This is a genomic window from Dactylosporangium sp. NPDC050588 (genome assembly GCF_040654975.1).
In the GTDB taxonomy this organism is placed as follows: Bacteria; Actinomycetota; Actinomycetes; order Mycobacteriales; family Micromonosporaceae; genus Dactylosporangium; species Dactylosporangium maewongense.
Map to the genome: position 1 here is coordinate 1 of NZ_JBFAJA010000005.1, position 17,026 is coordinate 17,026.

16 protein-coding genes are annotated in these 17,026 nt (G+C 75.5%); 13 read left to right on the top strand and 3 right to left on the bottom strand.

The features are described 5' to 3' along the window. Positions 1-146 precede the first annotated feature (146 nt). Together AB0I21_RS04180 and AB0I21_RS04185 are read left to right on the top strand one after the other, a co-directional pair. Complete coding sequence (locus tag AB0I21_RS04180) at positions 147-2,798, top strand: DUF4118 domain-containing protein (protein WP_360558962.1); 2,652 nt, start codon at positions 147-149, stop codon at positions 2,796-2,798. Positions 2,799-2,896: 98 nt separating this feature from the next. Next, positions 2,897-5,659 carry a cation-transporting P-type ATPase gene (locus AB0I21_RS04185; protein ID WP_360558964.1) on the top strand — a complete coding sequence of 921 codons (2,763 nt, stop codon included), beginning with the start codon at positions 2,897-2,899 and terminating at the stop codon, positions 5,657-5,659. Here AB0I21_RS04185 and AB0I21_RS04190 read toward each other — a convergent pair whose 3' ends face one another. Together AB0I21_RS04190 and AB0I21_RS04195 are read right to left on the bottom strand one after the other, a co-directional pair. After that, on the bottom strand, positions 5,660-6,439 hold the full coding sequence (locus AB0I21_RS04190) for a metallophosphoesterase (protein ID WP_360558966.1): 780 nt from the start codon (positions 6,437-6,439) through the stop codon (positions 5,660-5,662). Further along, the gene (locus AB0I21_RS04195) at positions 6,436-7,791 is read right to left on the bottom strand and encodes a diacylglycerol kinase family protein (protein WP_360558968.1); all 1,356 of its coding nucleotides are present in this window, start codon (positions 7,789-7,791) and stop codon (positions 6,436-6,438) included. Before AB0I21_RS04195 ends, AB0I21_RS04190 begins: the two co-directional genes overlap by 4 nt. A 195-nt stretch (positions 7,792-7,986) precedes the next feature. Between AB0I21_RS04195 and AB0I21_RS04200 the strand changes: the two genes are divergently transcribed. Continuing rightward, positions 7,987-8,493, top strand: coding sequence for a DUF1269 domain-containing protein (locus AB0I21_RS04200; protein WP_360558970.1), 507 nt, complete (start codon positions 7,987-7,989; stop codon positions 8,491-8,493). Positions 8,494-8,679: 186 nt separating this feature from the next. Here the strand turns inward: AB0I21_RS04200 and AB0I21_RS04205 are convergent, their stop codons facing one another. Further along, the gene (locus tag AB0I21_RS04205) at positions 8,680-9,054 is read right to left on the bottom strand and encodes a metalloregulator ArsR/SmtB family transcription factor (RefSeq protein WP_360558972.1); all 375 of its coding nucleotides are present in this window, start codon (positions 9,052-9,054) and stop codon (positions 8,680-8,682) included. Positions 9,055-9,130: 76 nt separating this feature from the next. Here AB0I21_RS04205 and AB0I21_RS04210 point away from each other — a divergent pair, with 76 nt between their 5' ends. The 10 genes from AB0I21_RS04210 to AB0I21_RS04255 form a co-directional block, all read left to right on the top strand. Beyond that, complete coding sequence (locus tag AB0I21_RS04210; protein ID WP_360558974.1) at positions 9,131-9,361, top strand: hypothetical protein; 231 nt, start codon at positions 9,131-9,133, stop codon at positions 9,359-9,361. Next, positions 9,358-10,611 carry a M28 family peptidase gene (locus AB0I21_RS04215; protein ID WP_360558976.1) on the top strand — a complete coding sequence of 418 codons (1,254 nt, stop codon included), beginning with the start codon at positions 9,358-9,360 and terminating at the stop codon, positions 10,609-10,611. The genes AB0I21_RS04210 and AB0I21_RS04215 overlap by 4 nt, the downstream gene beginning before the upstream one ends. A 9-nt stretch (positions 10,612-10,620) precedes the next feature. Then, positions 10,621-10,953: a metalloregulator ArsR/SmtB family transcription factor gene (locus AB0I21_RS04220; protein WP_360559135.1), complete on the top strand. Its 333-nt coding sequence runs from the start codon at positions 10,621-10,623 to the stop codon at positions 10,951-10,953. Further along, positions 10,950-11,456 (top strand): N-acetyltransferase family protein, encoded by a 507-nt coding sequence (locus AB0I21_RS04225; protein ID WP_360558977.1) that lies wholly within the window; start codon positions 10,950-10,952, stop codon positions 11,454-11,456. Before AB0I21_RS04220 ends, AB0I21_RS04225 begins: the two co-directional genes overlap by 4 nt. Positions 11,457-11,507: 51 nt before the next feature. Further along, a complete protein-coding gene (locus AB0I21_RS04230) occupies positions 11,508-12,914 on the top strand; it encodes an FAD-dependent oxidoreductase (RefSeq protein WP_360558979.1) in 1,407 nt (468 codons plus the stop codon). Further along, a complete protein-coding gene (locus AB0I21_RS04235; RefSeq protein ID WP_360558981.1) occupies positions 12,914-14,164 on the top strand; it encodes an MFS transporter in 1,251 nt (416 codons plus the stop codon). Before AB0I21_RS04230 ends, AB0I21_RS04235 begins: the two co-directional genes overlap by 1 nt. A gap of 32 nt (positions 14,165-14,196) precedes the next feature. Continuing rightward, positions 14,197-14,889, top strand: coding sequence for a helix-turn-helix domain-containing protein (locus tag AB0I21_RS04240; RefSeq protein WP_360558982.1), 693 nt, complete (start codon positions 14,197-14,199; stop codon positions 14,887-14,889). Next, complete coding sequence (locus tag AB0I21_RS04245; RefSeq protein ID WP_360558983.1) at positions 14,886-15,629, top strand: MIP/aquaporin family protein; 744 nt, start codon at positions 14,886-14,888, stop codon at positions 15,627-15,629. The genes AB0I21_RS04240 and AB0I21_RS04245 overlap by 4 nt, the downstream gene beginning before the upstream one ends. After that, entirely contained in the window at positions 15,626-16,036 is a 411-nt protein-coding gene (locus AB0I21_RS04250) for an arsenate reductase ArsC (protein ID WP_360558985.1), read from the top strand. Before AB0I21_RS04245 ends, AB0I21_RS04250 begins: the two co-directional genes overlap by 4 nt. A 107-nt stretch (positions 16,037-16,143) precedes the next feature. After that, positions 16,144-17,026: TetR/AcrR family transcriptional regulator C-terminal domain-containing protein (locus tag AB0I21_RS04255; protein ID WP_360558986.1), on the top strand; the 883-nt coding region annotated here is incomplete at its 3' end.

Here is a 17,026-nt window from a genome sequence, read left to right on the forward strand (position 1 = left end):
CTCCCCTACCCGCCGCTCTTCCTATCGGTGGTGGTCATACACCTGAAGCGGGCCCTGGCCGCGGCCCCCGCGGGCGGGGGCTGACCGGTGCGGGCCCGCCGCCCACCCGGCGGCGGGCCGGCCACTACAGAAAGTACGGTGCGAGCATGGCGCGCGGACAACTGCGGGTGTACCTCGGCGCCGCACCCGGCGTCGGCAAGACCTACAAGATGCTCGAAGAGGGCCACCGCCGGCAGCAGCGCGGCACCGACGTCGTCGTCGGGTTCGTCGAGACCCACGGCCGGCCCTTCACCGAGGCGATGCTCACCGGCCTGCGGGTGATCCCGCGCAGGACGGTGGCCTACCGCGGCGCCGAGTTCACCGAGATGGACCTCGACGCGGTCCTGGCCGCCCGCCCGGAGGTCGCCGTCGTCGACGAGCTCGCCCACACCAACGTCCCGGGCGGCGGGCACGCCAAACGCTTCCAGGACATCGAGACGCTCCTCGACGCCGGCATCACCGTCCTGACCACCGTCAACATCCAGCACCTCGAGTCGCTCAACGACGTCGTCCAGCAGATCACCGGCGTGCCGCAGCGCGAGACCGTCCCCGACGCCGTCGTGCGCCGCGCCGAGCAGATCGAGCTCGTCGACATGACCCCGGAGGCGCTGCGCCGCCGCATGGCGCACGGCAACATCTACCGCCCGGAGAAGGTCGACGCGGCCCTGGGCAACTACTTCCGCGTCGGCAACCTCACCGCCCTGCGCGAGCTGGCCCTGCTGTGGCTCGCCGACAAGGTCGACGACCAGCTCGACCGGTACCGGGCCGAGCACCACATCGACGCCACGTGGGAGGCCCGCGAACGGGTCGTCGTCGCCCTCACCGGCGGCCCGGAGGGCGACACCCTCATCCGGCGGGCGGCCCGGGTCGCCGCCCGCACCAAGGCCGCCGACCTCCTCGCCGTCCACGTCATCCGCGGCGACGGGCTCGCCGGGGCGGACCCCGCGAACCTCGCCCGGCAACGCGTCCTCGTGGAGACCCTCGGCGGCACCTACCACCAGGTCGTCGGCAACGACGTGCCCGCCGCGCTGCTCGACTTCGCCCGCGGCGTCAACGCCACCCAGCTCGTCCTCGGCGCCAGCCGGCGCAACCGCTTCGCGCAGGTGCTCTCCCCCGGCGTCGGGGTGACCACCACCGCCGGGTCGGGCTCGATCGACGTCCACCTGGTCACCCACGAGCAGGCGCGGCGCGGCCGGCTCCGCCACGGCGGCCCCGGCGGGCTCACCCTGCGCCGGCGGCTGGCCGGCGTCGCGCTCGCCGTGCTCGGCCTGCCGCTGCTGACCGTGGGTCTCACCGCGGTCCAGGCGGACATCTCGCTGCCCAGCGACATCCTCGCGTTCCTCATCCTGACCGTCGCCGTCGCCCTCGTCGGCGGCCTGTGGCCGGCGCTGCTCGCCGCCGTCGGCAGCTTCCTGCTGCTCAACTACTACTTCACGCCGCCGCTGCACCGGTTCACCGTCGCCGAGCGCGAGAACCTGTTCGCGCTGCTCGCGTTCGTCCTCGTCGCCACCGCCGTCTCCACCGTCGTCGACCTCGCCGCCAGGCGCACCAGGGAGGCCGCGCAGGCCCGCGCCGAGGCACAGACCCTGTCCACGCTCGCCGGCGGTGTCCTGCACGGCGACCGGCCGCTGCCGGCGCTGCTCGAACGGGTCCGCGAGGCCTTCGGCCTCACCAGCGTCACCCTGCTGCAGCGCCGCACCGGCGAGGACACCGGGCCCGAGCCGCGCGGCGACACCGGCGCGTGGCAGATCGCCGCCACCGTCGGCGGGCAGCCGTGCACGTCGCCGGCCGACGGGCAGTCCGAGGTGCCGATCGACGAGGACCTGTCGCTGGTGCTGCGCGGCCCCATCCTCGCCGCGGCGGACCGGCGCCTGGTCGAGGCATTCGCCGCGCACGCCGCCATCGCGCTGCGCCAGCAGCGGCTGTCGGAGCAGGCCGCCGCGGCCGGGAACCTCGCCGAGGTCGACCGGCTGCGCACCGCGCTGCTGTCCGCGGTCAGCCACGACCTGCGCACCCCGCTCGCCGCCGCCAAGGCCGCCGTCGGCAGCCTCCGCAGCCCCGACGTCGAGTTCTCCGCCGAGGACCGCGAGGAGCTGCTCGCCACCGCCGAGGAGTCCCTGGACAAGCTCAACCGCCTGGTCGAGAACCTCCTCGACATGAGCCGGTTGCAGGCCGGGGCGCTCGGCATGCACCCGCGGGCGATCAGTGTGGGTGATGCGATCCCCCGCAGCATCGACGACCTCGGCGACGCCGCCACCGTCGTGCGGGTCATCGTCCCCGACGAGCTGCCCGAGGTCCACGCCGACCCGGCGCTGCTGGAGCGCATCCTCGTCAACGTCCTCGCCAACGCCCTGCGCCACAGCCCCGCCGACCGGCCGCCGCTGATCACCGTCAGCGAACACGCCGGCCTGGTCGAGGTCCGCGTCGTCGACCACGGGCCCGGCGTGCCCGCCGCCGACCGGGACCGGATCTTCCAGCCGTTCCAGCGCCTCGGCGACCGCGACAACACCACCGGCGTCGGCCTCGGCCTCGCCCTGTCCCGCGGCCTCGCCGAGGCCATGGGCGGCAGCCTCGAACCCGAGAACACCCCCGGCGGCGGGCTCACCATCACCCTCACCCTGCGCACCGCCGAGCTCGACGCGCGCCGCCGGTCCGCGACCCCCGACGAACGGGCCGACCCGGCGCTGCTCGACCGGCTCGACGCGTACGCCCACGACCACCGCACCGGATCGCCGGCGGACCCCGGATCCGCGCGCTGACCTCCGTCAGGGATCAACGGCCGCCGAATGGGTATTCGAGCGCCTCCCCCCGCCGGATCGTCACGCGGACCTCAGGAGGCGACACGTTCATGGTCACGATGTCGACCACGGAGGCGGAAGCGCCGCCCTTCCACGCGCTGTCAGTCACGGACACCCTTGCGGTGGAGCACGTCGAACCGCGCTCCGGCCTGTCGGACAGCGAGGTGGCGGCGCGTCGTGCCACCTACGGTCCGAACCGGCTGGCCGGGTCCCGCAAGGAGTCGTGGTGGCGGGCGTTCGGGCGGCAGTACGCCGACCCGATGCAGATCGTCCTGCTGTGCGCCGGGATCGGCAGCCTGTACCCGCTGCGGCAGCTCGGCACGGGGCTGCTCCTGCTGCTGCTCACCCTCTTCAACGCGGCCCTCGGGATGCGGCAGGAGGGCAAGGCCGCGGCGGCGGTCAGCGCGCTGCAGAAGATGATGATCGTCAAGGCGAAGGTCCGCCGCGACGCGCAGCTGACCGAGGTCGCCGCGGAGGACCTGGTGCCGGGCGACGTGGTGCTGGTCGAGGCCGGTGACCTCGTGCCGGCCGACGGGCGCCTGGTCAGGTCCACCGGCCTCGAGATCGACGAGTCCGCGCTGACCGGTGAGAGCGTCCCGGTCGCCAAGGACGCCGAGTCCTTGGCCGGGACCGAGGCGGCGCTGGGCGACCGGGTCGACATGGTGTACATGAACACGAACGTCACCCGCGGCACCGCCGAGTTCGTGGTCACCGCGACCGGGATGGCGACCGAGGTCGGGCACATCTCCGGGATGCTGCAGACGGCCCAGGACGCCGAGACCCCGCTGACCCGCCAGCTGTCGCGGCTGACCAACCAGATCCTCATCGTCGCCGGCGTCGCGCTGGCGCTGTCGATCGCGCTGAACCTGTCCCGCGGCAACCCGTTCAACGTGGTGTTCCTCGCCGCGGTCGCCTTCGCCGTCTCGGCCATCCCGACCGGCCTCCCCGCGGTCGTCACCACGATCCTGTCGATGGGGACCCAGCTGCTCGCCCGGTCCAACGCGATCGTCAAGCGGCTGCGGTCCACCGAGACCCTCGGGTCGACCTCCGCCGTCAACTCCGACAAGACCGGCACGCTGACGTTGAACCAGATGACCGCCGTCGAGCTGGCGATCCCCGGCCGCCGGTACGCCGTGTCGGGCAGCGGCTACGGCATCGAGGGCGACATCCGGCACGCCGCCGGCCAGCCCGACGTGCCGCTGGAGCCGTTCCTGCTGCCGATGGCCCTCGCCGGCGACGCCGTGGTGCGTGACGGCGAGCTGATCGGCGATCCCACCGAGGGTGCGCTGGTCGTGCTCGCCGAGAAGGGCCACGTCGACGTGGTGTCGACGCGGCAGCGGTACCCGCGCCTGGCGGAGGTGCCGTTCGACGCCGCGTACAAGCTGATGGCGACGTTCCACCGGATGACCGACGACGCCGGCACCGACGTGGTGCGCGCCTACGTGAAGGGCGCCCCGGACCAGCTGCTGGCCCGGGCGGCCACGGTGCTCTGGCCCGGCCTGACGCCCAACCCGCTGGACGACGAGCTGCGCGGGCGTTACCTGGCCGAGAACGAGCGGCTCGCCGCGCAGGGCCTGCGGGTCATGGCCACGGCCCGCAAGGACTTCCCCGCGGCCGGCTTCGACCCGCAGGCCGCGCTGCTGGAGACCCTCGACGAGCTGACCCTGCTCGCCCTCGTCGGCATCGTCGACCCGCCCCGCCCGCAGGCGAAGGCCGCGATCGCCACGGCGAAGGCCGCCGGCATGCGGGTCCGCATGATCACCGGCGACCACGCCGTCACCGCCGCCGCCATCGCCGGGCAGCTCGGCATCGAAGGCCGGGCGATCACCGGCGCCGAGTTCGGCGCGATGAGCGACGAGCAGCTGAGCCGCGACATCGACGACATCGGGGTGATCGCCCGGGTGACCCCGGAGCACAAGGTCCGCCTCGTGGAGATCCTGCAGCGCAAGGGCCACATCGTCGCGATGACCGGCGACGGCGTCAACGACGCGCCCGCCCTGAAGCGCGCCGACATCGGCATCGCGATGGGCATCACCGGCACCGAGGTCTCCAAGGAGGCCGCCGCGATGATCCTCACCGACGACGACTTCGCGACCATCGTCAAGGCGGTGGAGATCGGCCGGGCGCTGTACGACAACCTCAAGCGCTACGTCCAGTTCCAGATGGGCGCCCTCATCGGCTTCATCGCCACGTTCCTCGGCGCCAGCATCTTCAACATCGCCGCCGGCGTGCCGTTCCTGCCGCTGCAGACGCTGTGGGTGAACTTCACCACCCAGGTGTTCCAGGCGATCGGCCTCGGCTACGGCAAGCAGGACGCGGACCTCATGCGCCGGCCGCCCCGCCGCTCCGGCGAACCGCTGCTGCCCGGCCGCACCCTGCTCTGGCTCGCCTTCGTCGGGCTGGTGCTGGGCGCGGTCACCCTGGCCGTCATCGCCTGGGCCGGGCCCGCGCACGGGACCGACGTCGCCCGCACCATGGGCCTGACGACGTTCTCGCTGCTCAACCTGGCGTTGTCGGTCACCGTCCGCAGCGACGTGCGCTCGGTGTTCACCCTGGAGACCTTCGACGACCGCCGGTTCCTGGTCACCAGCGGCATGTCGGTCATCGCGACCATCATCGCCACCGAGCTCGGCCTGCTGCAGCGGATGCTGCACACCGTCAGCCTCAACCTGACCCAGTGGCTGGTGTGCGTCGTCGCCGCCCTGTCGGTGATCGTGGTCACGGAGGTCCGCAAGCTGGTGCTGCGGCACCGGCACCCCGTGACGGCCGGTGCCATGACCCCGGCCACGGACACGGCCCCGGACACCGCGGCGGCGGGCTGATCAGCGCTCGTAGCCGGCGGTGCGGCCGGTGCGCCACCACCCGGCGACCTCGACGCGGTGCTCGACGTCGATCTGCCTGTCGTCGATCCGGATGACGGTCCACGAGCGGGGCGCGCCCCGCAGCCGCAGGCTCGTCGCCGTGCCGGCCACCACCTCGACCGGTCCGCGGCCGGCGGGCCGGTCACGGCGGCGGCTGGCGGGCACGTGCGTGTGCCCGGCCAGCACGAGATCGACGCGGGCCGCGGTGGTGGCGCGCAGCAGCGCCGCCCGCCCGGCGATGCGGGCCGGCCCGCGCGTGAACGGCGGATGATGCAGCGCCAGCAGCCGGACCGCGCCGGCGGGGGCGGCGCCGAGGAACGTGGCGACCGCCGCCGACTGCCGGCGCGACACCCGGCCGCTCTTCCACCGCCAGCGGGGCATCGACTGCAGGCCGAGGGCCCGGATGCCCGGCAGGTCCAGCCGCGGGTCGAGCTCGGGTTCGAGCCGGGCGCGGTACCGGTCGAACGGCGCGACGAGCCGGCTGGGGCGCAGCAGCGGCACGTCGTGGTTGCCGGCCACCACGAGCAGCGGCGCCGGGAGCCGGTCGAGAAAGGACCTGGCCTGGACGAACTCGGCGTCCCGGGCCCGCATCGTGCAGTCGCCGGTGACGACCACCAGGTCCGGCGCGACCGCGGCCACGTCGTCGACGAGCGGGTCCACGACCGCCGGCGCGTGCCGCCCGAAGTGCAGGTCCGACAGGTGCGCGACGACCAGCGGCGGGCGCCGCGGCCCGCCGTTCACGACCGCTGGTCCTCGCCGGCGGTGGACGCCGTCCGGCCCCCGCCGGCGGTGAACGCCAACCGCCACAGCCGGCGCCAGTCGACCCGCCGGCGGGGGCGGCGGACCGGCCTGGACCGCGGCACCCGGACCCGCAGCGCACCGGGCTGGATGCGGCACCGCACCGGCGTGGGCAGCAGGACCGGCTCGCCGTCGATGCCGACCGGGACCGACGGTGCGTCCGCCTCGACGACCGCCGCGCCGGCGGTGAGCTGGGTGAGCCGCTCCGACCGGGTGCCGCGCACGAGCATGGCCGCGTCGGCGGCGTTGTTGACGGTGACCGCCAGCACGCCGAGCGCCCCGCCGTCGAGCCGCTCCCGGCGGCCCAGCCCCACGATGTCGTCGCTGGCGTACGGGTTGTTGCTCACCAGGACGGCCTGGGCCCCGGCGACCCTCGTCCCGCCGGTGGACAGCCGCAGTGCGACGCCGCCGCGGCCGGCGAGCAGGTCCGGCAGCATGTCCAGCGCCGTCGCCGCCTTGTCCTGCCGGTAGCCGGGGCTCTGCACCACCTCCGCGTAGGCGCCGAAGGAGGCGTTGTTGACGAACATCCGGTCCCCCGCCCAGCCCACGTCGACCCGGAGCTCGACCCCGTCGGTCAGGGCGTCCAGGCACCGGGCCGGGTCCCTGCGGTCGAGGCCGAGGTCCATCGCGAAGTGGTTGCGCGTGCCGGCGGCGACCACGACGAACGGCAGGTCGTGCTCCACCGCCACCCGGGCCACCGCCGCCTGCGTGCCGTCGCCGCCCGCGACACCGAGCAGGTCGGCGCCGGACCGCACGGCCTGCTCGGCCAGCTCCGCGACGTCGACCTCCTGCGGACCCTCCAGCAGCACCACCTCGGCCCCGAGCGCGCGGGCCTTGCCGGCGAGGTCGTGCCGCGCCACCTTCCCGCCACCCGAGCGCGGGTTCATGATCAGGAACGGGTGGCGGGGCGGCGCGGCGACGGCGTGCTCGGCGGTGCCCGGACGCGGCAGTGCCGCCCCCGCCGCCGTGACCGCCAGCGCCCAGAGGCCGGCGCAGACCAGCGCCACCAGCAGCAGCCCGGCGTGGGCGTACAGGACCACGACCGTCACCGGGGCGGCGACCGCGACCAGGCCGGCGAGCACCCGGCGGGCGCCGCGGTACGCGAGGGCCGCCCACACGCCGGCGAGGCCGGCCCCCGCACCGGCGACCGCGACCGCCACCAGCACGACGCCGCGGAGCCCACCGGCGACGACGAGCAGCGCGACCGCGGCGACGGCCGACACCAGCGCCAGGCGGGCCAGCCACCGCGCGGCGCCGTCGCTCCCCGGCCTGTCCCCCTTGACGTCCGCCGGCATCGACCAACCTCCCCCGAGCCCGTCCCGCCTCGCGTCTGACGCTTCCCCCGGCGCGGGCGGGCGCCGTCATCAGGCGGGGGTGACGTGCGGGGCGGCCCGCGCCGCGTCCGGTCACTCGACGCAGGCGAGGCGGATCGGCACCGGGCTGGCGAGCGTTGCAGGTGACACCCACGGCATCTGGTGAGAGGAGCCACCATGAGCGAGATCATCGCGATCGAGTACAGCGACATCCCCACCGCGAAGGCCGCCCGGGAGAAGCTCGTCGGCATGCAGCGGCAAGGGCTCATCACCCTGCGCGACGCCGCTGTGGTGGAGGTCAACGCCGGCGGCAAGGTCAAGGTGCACCAGGCGGCGTCCGCGACCGGTATCGGCGCGGCCGGCGGCGCGATGTGGGGCGGCCTGATCGGGCTGCTGTTCTTCGCCCCGTTCCTCGGCATGGCGGTCGGTGCGGGAGCCGGGGCGCTGGCCGGGAAGAGCGCCGACGTCGGCGTGGACGACACGTTCATGAAGGACCTGGCCGGCACGCTGCAGCCCGGCTCGGCGGTGCTGTTCCTCCTGGTCGACCAGATCACCCTCGACAAGGTCGTCCAGGAGATGGCGCCGCTCCAGCTCGGCGGCCGCATGCTGCGCAGCTCGCTGAGCCGCGACGCGGAGCAGCGCCTGAACGACGCCGTCGACGCCGCCCGCCTCGCGCACGTCTGAGGCGCGACCGGCCCGGGGCGCGCGGCGGTCGGCCGCCGTCCCGGGCCGCCGCGTGCCCGCTCCCAGGCCGGGTCGCCGGCCGGGTCGGTGTCAGGCCGCGTCGGGGCCAGGCCGGGTCGGGGCCAGGCCGGGTCGGGGCCAGGCCGGGTCGGGGCCAGGCCGGGTCGGTGTCAGGCCGGGTCGGTGTCAGGCCGGGTCGGTGACGGTCAGCAGCGCGGCGAGCTGGCGCATGATGCCGGGGCGGGCGCGGTAGTAGACCCAGGTGCCGCGGCGGTCGGCGGAGACGAGCCCGGCCTCGCGCAGGGTGCGCAGGTGGTGGGAGATCGTCGGACCGGACAGGTCGAACGCCGGGGTGAGGTCGCAGACGCAGATCTCCCCGCCGTCGGCGGAGGCGATCATCGACATCAGCTGCAGCCGGACCGGGTCGCCGAGGGCCTTGAACGCGGGCGCGAGGACGGCCGCGGTCTCCGCCGGGATGCGGTGCCGGTCGATCGGCGGGCAGCACGGCGCGTCGACGGCGTTGAGGTCCGTGAGGGTGAGCGGCCCCGCCTGCTTCGACATTCCTCTAGGTTGACAGATCTCGAAACAGCGTGCAACTCTCTGATTCGACAAACGTCTAGTCAGAGGGAGCACGATCATGACCCAGACCCAGGGCGGCTTCGCCGCCGACCCGGCCGCGGCCCTCACGGTGGCGGGGACCGGCGGCTGCTGCGGCAACCCGCCACAGGCCACCCTCGACCTGCCCGAGCCGGCCGCGGCGAGCGGCCCGTGCTGCGGCACGATCGCCGAGGCGGAGGCCGACGGCGCCTGCTGCGGCACCGGAGCGAAGACCGAGGCGGTCGCCTCGGGCGCCGGCTGCTGCGGATGAGCACCACCGGCCTGCCGGCCCCCGCCCGCGGGCTCGGCGCGCTCCTCGACGCGGTGTCCGGCGCGCGGATGGCCGCCACCGTCGCCACCCTGGCCGGCGGTCCGTTCACCGGACGGCGGGTCGGCACGGCCGGTGGTGCCGCCGCCCGCGCCTGGCTCGACCGGCACCTGCGCGACCTCGGCGCCGCGGTGACGCTCGAGCCGTTCACCGCCCCGCGCGTCCCCGAGGTGTACGCCGCGCCGGCCGTCGAGTGGCACGACGGCACCGCGCACCGCCGGCTCGGCTTCGGCCGCGAGGTGGCGGTGCACCTCGCGTCGGCCGACCAGCCCCTGGTCCGGCGCGGCGAGCTGGCCGTCGCCGGAGCGGGCGACCCGACCGGCCGGTGGCTGCTGGTCCCGGCGGGGATGCCCCTGGCCGACGCCTACGGGCACGCCCACGGGGCGCTCGGGCTGCTGGTCGGCCGGCGCGTGGACGCCGAGGGCTGGCACTACACGATGCTCGCCGGGCCGGACCCGGGTCCGCTGCCGGTCCTCACCCTGGACACCGCCACGCACGCGGCGGTCCGGCCCGGCGGCTGGTTCGCGGCGAACACGCCGATCCGCCGGGTGGACGCCCCGGCGGCCAACGTCCACGCCCGCTGGCGCACCGCCGAGCCCGGGCGACCGGACCTGCTGCTGACCGCGCACTACGACGGGGTCGGCGACCATCCCGGGCTGCGGCAGCCGGGCGCGGCCGACAACGGCAGCGGCGTCGCCGTCGCCCTGGAGGCCGCCCGGGTCCTCGCCGGGGCCGGGGCACTGCCGGGCGGGGCCGGGCTGTCGGTGGCGCTGCTGGACGGCGAGGAGGCCGGCGCGGTCGGCTCCACCCGCCACGCCGCGCGGCTGCGCCGGGCCGGGGCGGCGCCCCTCGTCGTCAACGTGGACGGCGCCGGGCACCTCGACCGGGCGGCGGCGGTCGAGGCCGGCGGGCCCGCGCACGGGCTCCTGGCGGCGCTCGACCGGGCCGGCCGGCACACCGGGCTGCCCCTCGCGGCCGGGCCGGTCGCCTCGGACAACCGCCGCTACGCCGCCGCCGGGCTCGCCGCCGTCGGTGTCGGCGCCGGGATGGCCGGCTACCACAGCCCGGCCGACACCGCCGACCGCGTCGTGACGGCCACGCTCGCCGCGGTGGCGCGGCTCGTCGTGGCCACGGGGTGGCTCGTCGCCGCCGCGGACACTACAGTTTCATCGTTGATCGGCGATAAACGATGAAGGTGGTGGATCGTGACCGGACTGCTCGACCGGGCGACCGCGGAGGAGTACGCCTCCTGGTTCAGGGCCCTCGCGGACCCGTCGCGGGTGCAGATCGTGGAGTACCTGGCCCGGCAGGCGCGGCCGATGAGCGTCGGCGACCTGGTCAAGGCGGTGGGCCTGGCGCAGTCGACGGTGTCGCAGCACCTGAGGATCCTCACCGAGGTCCGGTTCGTGCTCGTGGAGGCGGTCGGCAACGCCCGGCACTACCGGATCAACCAGGCGTGCGTCGGGTGCTTCCCGTCGGCCGCCGACGTGGTCATGGGCCGGCCCGCCCCCTCCCCGGTCGGAGGCTGCGCGTGACCGGCCCGACGATCCGGCCGATGACGCCGGCGGACGCCGGCGCGGTCCTCGCCATCTACCAGGCCGGCATCGACGGCGGCAACGCCAGCTTCGAGCCCGCCGCCCCCGACTGGGCCACGTTCGACGCCGGCCGGCTCCCCGGGCACCGCCTCGTCGCCGTCGACGACGCCGGGCGCGTGCTCGGCTGGGTCGCGGTCTCGCGGGTCTCGGCCCGGGCGGTGTACGCCGGCGTCGTCGAGCACTCCGTGTACGTCGACCCGGCGGCGCGGGGCCGCGGGGTCGGCCGGGCGCTGCTGGACGCGCTCGTCGCGTCCACCGAGGCGGCCGGGATCTGGACCATCCAGTCCGGGGTCTTCCCGGAGAACACCGCCAGCCTCGCCCTGCACCACGCCGCCGGCTTCCGCACCGTCGGCGTCCGGGAGCGCGTCGCCCGCCACGCCGGCCAGGGCAACCGGTGGCGCGACGTGGTCTTCCTCGAACGCCGCAGCCCGCACGTCACCTGATGGCGCGCCCGCGCCACACATTCCGACAGTTCTCACGTCAGGAGCCATACCGTGAACCCGTTGCCAGTCGTCGTCATCGGAGCCGGGCCGGTCGGTCTCGCCGCCGCCGCGCACCTCGCCGGACGGGGGCTGCCGTTCCTCGTCCTGGAGGCCGGTGACGGCCCCGGCGCCGCCGTGCGGCAGTGGGGGCACGTGCGGCTGTTCTCGCCGTGGCGGTACAACGTCGACGCCGCCGCCCGCCGCTTCCTGCTCGACGCCGGCTGGGTCGAACCCGACCCGGAGGTCCTGCCCACCGGCGCCCAGCTCGCCGGCGACTACCTCCAGCCCCTCGCCGACCTGCCCGCGCTCAAGCCGCACGTCCGGCACGGCGCCCGGGTCGAGGCCGTCACGCGCCTCGGCCTGGACCGGGTCCGCACCGCCGGCCGGGAGCAGGCACCCTTCCTGGTACGGCTCGACGGCGGCGACGACGTCCTGGCCCGCGCGGTCATCGACGCCTCCGGCACCTGGACCACCCCGAACGTCCTCGGCGCGTCCGGCATCCCGGCGCGGGGCGAGCGGACGGCGGCCGACTTCATCGAGCACGCGCTGCCCGACGTGCTCGGCGCCGACCGCGACCGGTTCGCCGGCAAGCGCACGGTGGTCGTCGGCGCCGGGCACTCCGCGGCGAACACGCTGCTGTCCCTCGCCGAGCTCGCGCGGCAGGAACCGGGGACCAGCGTCGTGTGGGCGATCCGCACGGACAGCCCGGGCCGCGCGTACGGCGGCGGCGCGGCCGACGCGCTGCCGGCCCGCGGCGCGATCGGCTCGCGGCTGCGCGAGCACGTCGACGCGGGCACAGTCGAGCTGGTGGCCGGGTTCTCGGTCCAGGCGGTCGCCGTGGAAGGCGACCGGGTGCGGCTGTCCGGCGGTACGAGCGACATCACCGCCGACCGGATCGTCGCCGCGACCGGGTTCCGCCCCGACCACGGCATCGTCTCCGAGCTGCGGCTGGACCTCGACCCGGTGCTCGGCGCCACCCGCGCCCTGGCACCGCTCATCGACCCGAACGAGCATTCCTGCGGCACCGTCCCGCCGCACGGCGTCGACGAGCTCACCCACCCCGAGCCCGGCTACCACGCCGTCGGCGTCAAGTCCTACGGCCGAGCCCCGACATTCCTGCTCGCCACCGGCTACGAGCAGGTCCGCTCCGTCGTCGCCGCCCTCGCCGGCGACTGGACCGCCGCCCGCGACGTACAACTGGACCTCCCGGAGACCGGCGTCTGCAACAGCAACGCCCCGCTCGAGGCCGCCACGATCGAGGGCAGTGGGGGCTGCTGCGTCGCCCCCGCCGAAGACCCGGCCCTCGTGCCGGCCGGGCGTGGCCTGGCCACTGGCATCTCGGGCGGACTGCTGTCCACGCCGCTGACCATGATCACGGCCACCGGGCAGTCCGACCAGCAAAGCGGCTGCTGCGGCTGATGACCGCCACCCGCACCCCGGCGACCGCCTCCGCCACGAGCGGCGGTCGCCGGGGGTTCCGTGGCTTCCAGGGCTGGCGGATCGTCGCGGTCTTCGCCGTCACGCAGACAGCCGGCTACGGCTGCCTCTACTACGCCTTCGCCGTCCTGCTGCACCCGGTCGCCGCCGACCTGCACGCCTCGCCGGCCGCGGCGACCGGCGCGCTGACCACCGCCCTGCTCGCCTCCGCCGCGCTGGCGGTGCCGGTCGGGCGGTGGCTGGACCGGCACGGCGGCCGCGCGCTCATGACCGCGGGTTCGGCTGCCGGGGCGCTGGTGCTCGCCGCCTGGTCCCAGGTGCAGTCGTTGTGGCAGCTGTACGCCGTGTTCGTCGCGCTCGGCGCCGCGATGGCGACGGCACTGTACGAACCGGCGACCGCGATCATCGTCGCCTGGTTCGACCCGGCCCGCCGGGCGAGCGCGCTGCTCGGCATGATCGTCGTCGCCGGGTTCGCCAGCACCGTCTTTATGCCGCTCACCGGCCTCCTGGAGCACCGGTACGGCTGGCGCGGCACCCTGCTCGTCCTCGCCGCCCTCTACGGCGGCGTCGCGGTGCCGCTGCACGCGCTCGTCGTCCGCCGCCCTTCACAAGGGTCGGCCGCGCGTCGGTCGACGCCCGCGACACGGCGGGCCGAGGTCCGGGCGGCGGTCCGCGACGCCCGGTTCTGGTGCCTGGCGGTCGCGTTCGTCGCCCACGGCGCCGCGATGAGCGCGATGACCGTCCACCTCGTCGGGTTCCTCGTCGCCGCCGGGCACCCGGCCACGTTCGCCGCCACCGTCGCCGGGCTGCTCGGCGTGCTGTCGGTCACCGGCCGGCTGCTGCTCACCGCCGCCCGCCACCGGTTCCCGCCGCACGCCGTCGTCGCCGCCGTCTTCGCCGTCCAGGCGGTCGCCGCGATCAGCCTGCCGTTCGCCGGCCACACCCGGGCGGGCGCCGTCGTCGCCGTCACCGGCTTCGGCCTCGGCTTCGGCGTGGCCAGCCTCGCCGTCCCGACCCTCCTGGCCGACCGGTACGGCACCACCGCGTACGCCAGCATCGCCGGCACCCTCGCCACCCCGGTCACCCTCGCCAAGGCCGCCGCGCCCCTGGCCGCCGCCGCCCTGTACACCGCGGCCGGCGGCTACACCCCGGTCCTGGCCACCATCGGCGGCGCGGCCCTCGTCGCGGCCGCCGGCATCCTCGCCCGCGCCGGCAGCCCGTCACCCGGTTGACCGGATGCAGTATTTCAGTAATCATTGAGTCAATGAATGCTGAGCTTTCTTCGGTACGGCGGCGGGCGCGGATCCATGCCGCGCTCGGCGATCCGGCGCGGCTGGCCATCGTCGACACGCTCACCGTCGGCGACGCGTCGCCCGGTGAGATCGCCCGCGACCTGGACCTGCCGACGAACCTCGTCGCCCACCACGTCAAGGTGCTGCAGGACGCCGGGCTGGTGGTGCGGACCCGCTCCGAAGGCGACCGGCGCCGCACCTACCTGCGCCTCGAGGCCGGCGCTCTCGCCTCGCTCACGCCGCCGTCGCTGCGTGAGGTGCCGCGGGTGGTGTTCGTCTGCACGCACAACTCGGCCCGCTCCCAGCTCGCCGCGGCCCTCTGGACCCGCCGGGGCACGGTCCCCGCCGCGTCGGCCGGCACGGATCCGGCCGACAGGGTGCACCCCCGAGCGGTCGCCTGCGCCCGCCGCCACGGCCTCGTGATCGACGCGACCGGCACCGCGCACGTCGCCGACGTCGTCCGCGACACCGACCTCGTCGTCGCCGTGTGCGACAACGCGCACGAGGACCTCACCCAGGAGGCCCGGCCCGGCGCGCGGCCCCGGCTGCACTGGTCCGTCCCGGCGCCCGCCGACACGGACGCCGCGTTCGAGGCCGCCTTCGCCGAGCTCGCCACGCGCGTCGACCGCCTCGCCCCGGCGGTACAGGGGAGCGTCGCCCGATGAGCGGCCCCGCGCGGCGGCTCCTCGCCGAGTTCCTCGGCACCGCGCTGCTCGTCACCGCCGTCGTCGGCTCCGGCATCATGGCCACCCGGCTCAGCGACGACATCGGCCTGCAGCTGCTCGAGAACTCCGTCGCCACCGCGTTCGCGCTCGGCGCGCTCATCCTCATGTTCGGACCGGTCTCCGGCGCCCACTTCAACCCCGTCGTGTCCGCCGCCGACTGGTTCCTCGGCCGGCGCACCGGCACCGGCCTCTCCGCCCGCGAACTCGCCGGCTATGTCGTCGCCCAGGTCGCCGGGGCGATCTGCGGGGCCGTGCTGGCGGACCTCATGTTCCGGCTGCCGGCGGTCGACTTCGCGGACAAGGAACGCGGCGGCAGCGACCTGTGGCTCGGTGAGGTCGTCGCGACCGCCGGCCTGCTGCTGCTGATCTTCGCCCTGGCCCGCTCCGGCCGGTCGTCCGCCGCCCCGGCCGCGGTCGGCGCGTACATCGGGGCCGCCTACTGGTTCACGTCGTCCACGGCCTTCGCCAACCCGGCCGTGACGATCGGCCGGGCGTTCACCGACACCTTCGCCGGCATCGCGCCCGCGTCCGTGCCCGGGTTCGTCGCCGCCCAGGTCGCCGGCCTCGTCGTCGGCGCCGGGCTGCTCCTCGCGCTCTACCCGTCCGCCGGCACCGACGCCGGCACCGACACCGACGTCGTCGTCGCCCACGTCGTCCAGCAGGAAGGCAGCACCAGATGAGCGCCAGGCCGAGCGTCCTGTTCGTGTGCGTGCACAACGCCGGCCGCTCCCAGATGGCCGCCGGCTGGCTGCGCCACCTCGCCGGTGACACCGTCGAGGTCCGCTCCGCCGGCAGCGACCCCGCCGACCGGGTCAACCCCGTCGCCGTCGAGGCCATGCGCGAGGTCGGCATCGACATCACCGCCGACCCGCCACGCAAGCTCGACTGGGACACCGCCGAGTCCTCCGACGTGCTCGTCACCATGGGCTGCGGCGACGTCTGCCCGGTGTTCCCCGGCAAGCGCTACCTCGACTGGCAGCTCGACGACCCCGCCGGGCGGGACCTCGACGCCGTCCGCCCGATCCGCGACGCCATCAGGGCCCGCGTCGAGCAGCTGCTCGCCGAGCTGCCCACCGGCACGCGCTGACGGCGCCTCCCCCGGCGTCTCGGGGCGGCGTCTCGGGCGCGGACGCCGGGCGCGGACGCCGGGCCGGCCGCCGGGATAGACTCTGCGCACCGGGTACAAGCTGGGAGGTGGGCGTGGCGCAGGCGGCGGCAGGCATCGTCGCTGAGCTGTGCCGGCGCATCGCCGCGGGCGAGCTGCGGCCGGGTGAGACCGTGCCGTCGACCCGGGGCGTCGCACGCGAGCTTGACCTCCCGGTGAGCGCCGCCGCCCGCGCGCTGGCGATGATGCGCCAGGACGGTCTCGTCGAGGACGCCGGCGGGACGGGCCTGGTGATCACCGAGCAGGCGCCCGGGATCGCGTCCGGCTGGCGGCCGCCCGCCCGGCGGCGGCGTGCCTCGCCCGCGGGTGCGGAGTTCCTGGCGCTGGCGGTGCGCACGGCGATCGAGTCGGCCGACGCGGACGGGCTCGCCGTCACGTCCGTCCGGCGCATCGCCGTCGAGCTCGACACGGACTTCGCGACGGTGCGCAAGCACGTCGGCGACCGGGCCCAGCTGGAGGTCCTGATGGCCGATGCGATCTTCGCCGGGCACGAGCCGCCGGCGCCCAGCGGGGACTGGCGGGCGCAGCTGGAGGCGCTGTGCCGCGCGCAGCTGCTGATGTACCGCCGCCACCCGTGGCTCGCCGAGGCCGTGTCCTTCAGGAAGCCGCTGCTCAGCCCGCATGTGGCCGAGCACACCGAGTGGGCGGTGCGCGCGCTGGCCGGTGCGGGGGCAGCGCCGGACATCGCACGGCACGTCGCCGTGACCACCGCGAGCTTCGTGCGCGGCCACGCGATGCGCCTGGCCCAGGAGCAGCGCCACGACGAGCAGCAACACGAAGCCCCACCGCACGAAGAACCACCGCACGAAGAACCACCGCACGACGAGGCGCAGCACGACGAGGCGCAGCACGACGAGGCGCAGCACGACGAGGCGCAGCACGACGAGGCGCAGCACGACGAGGCGCAGCACG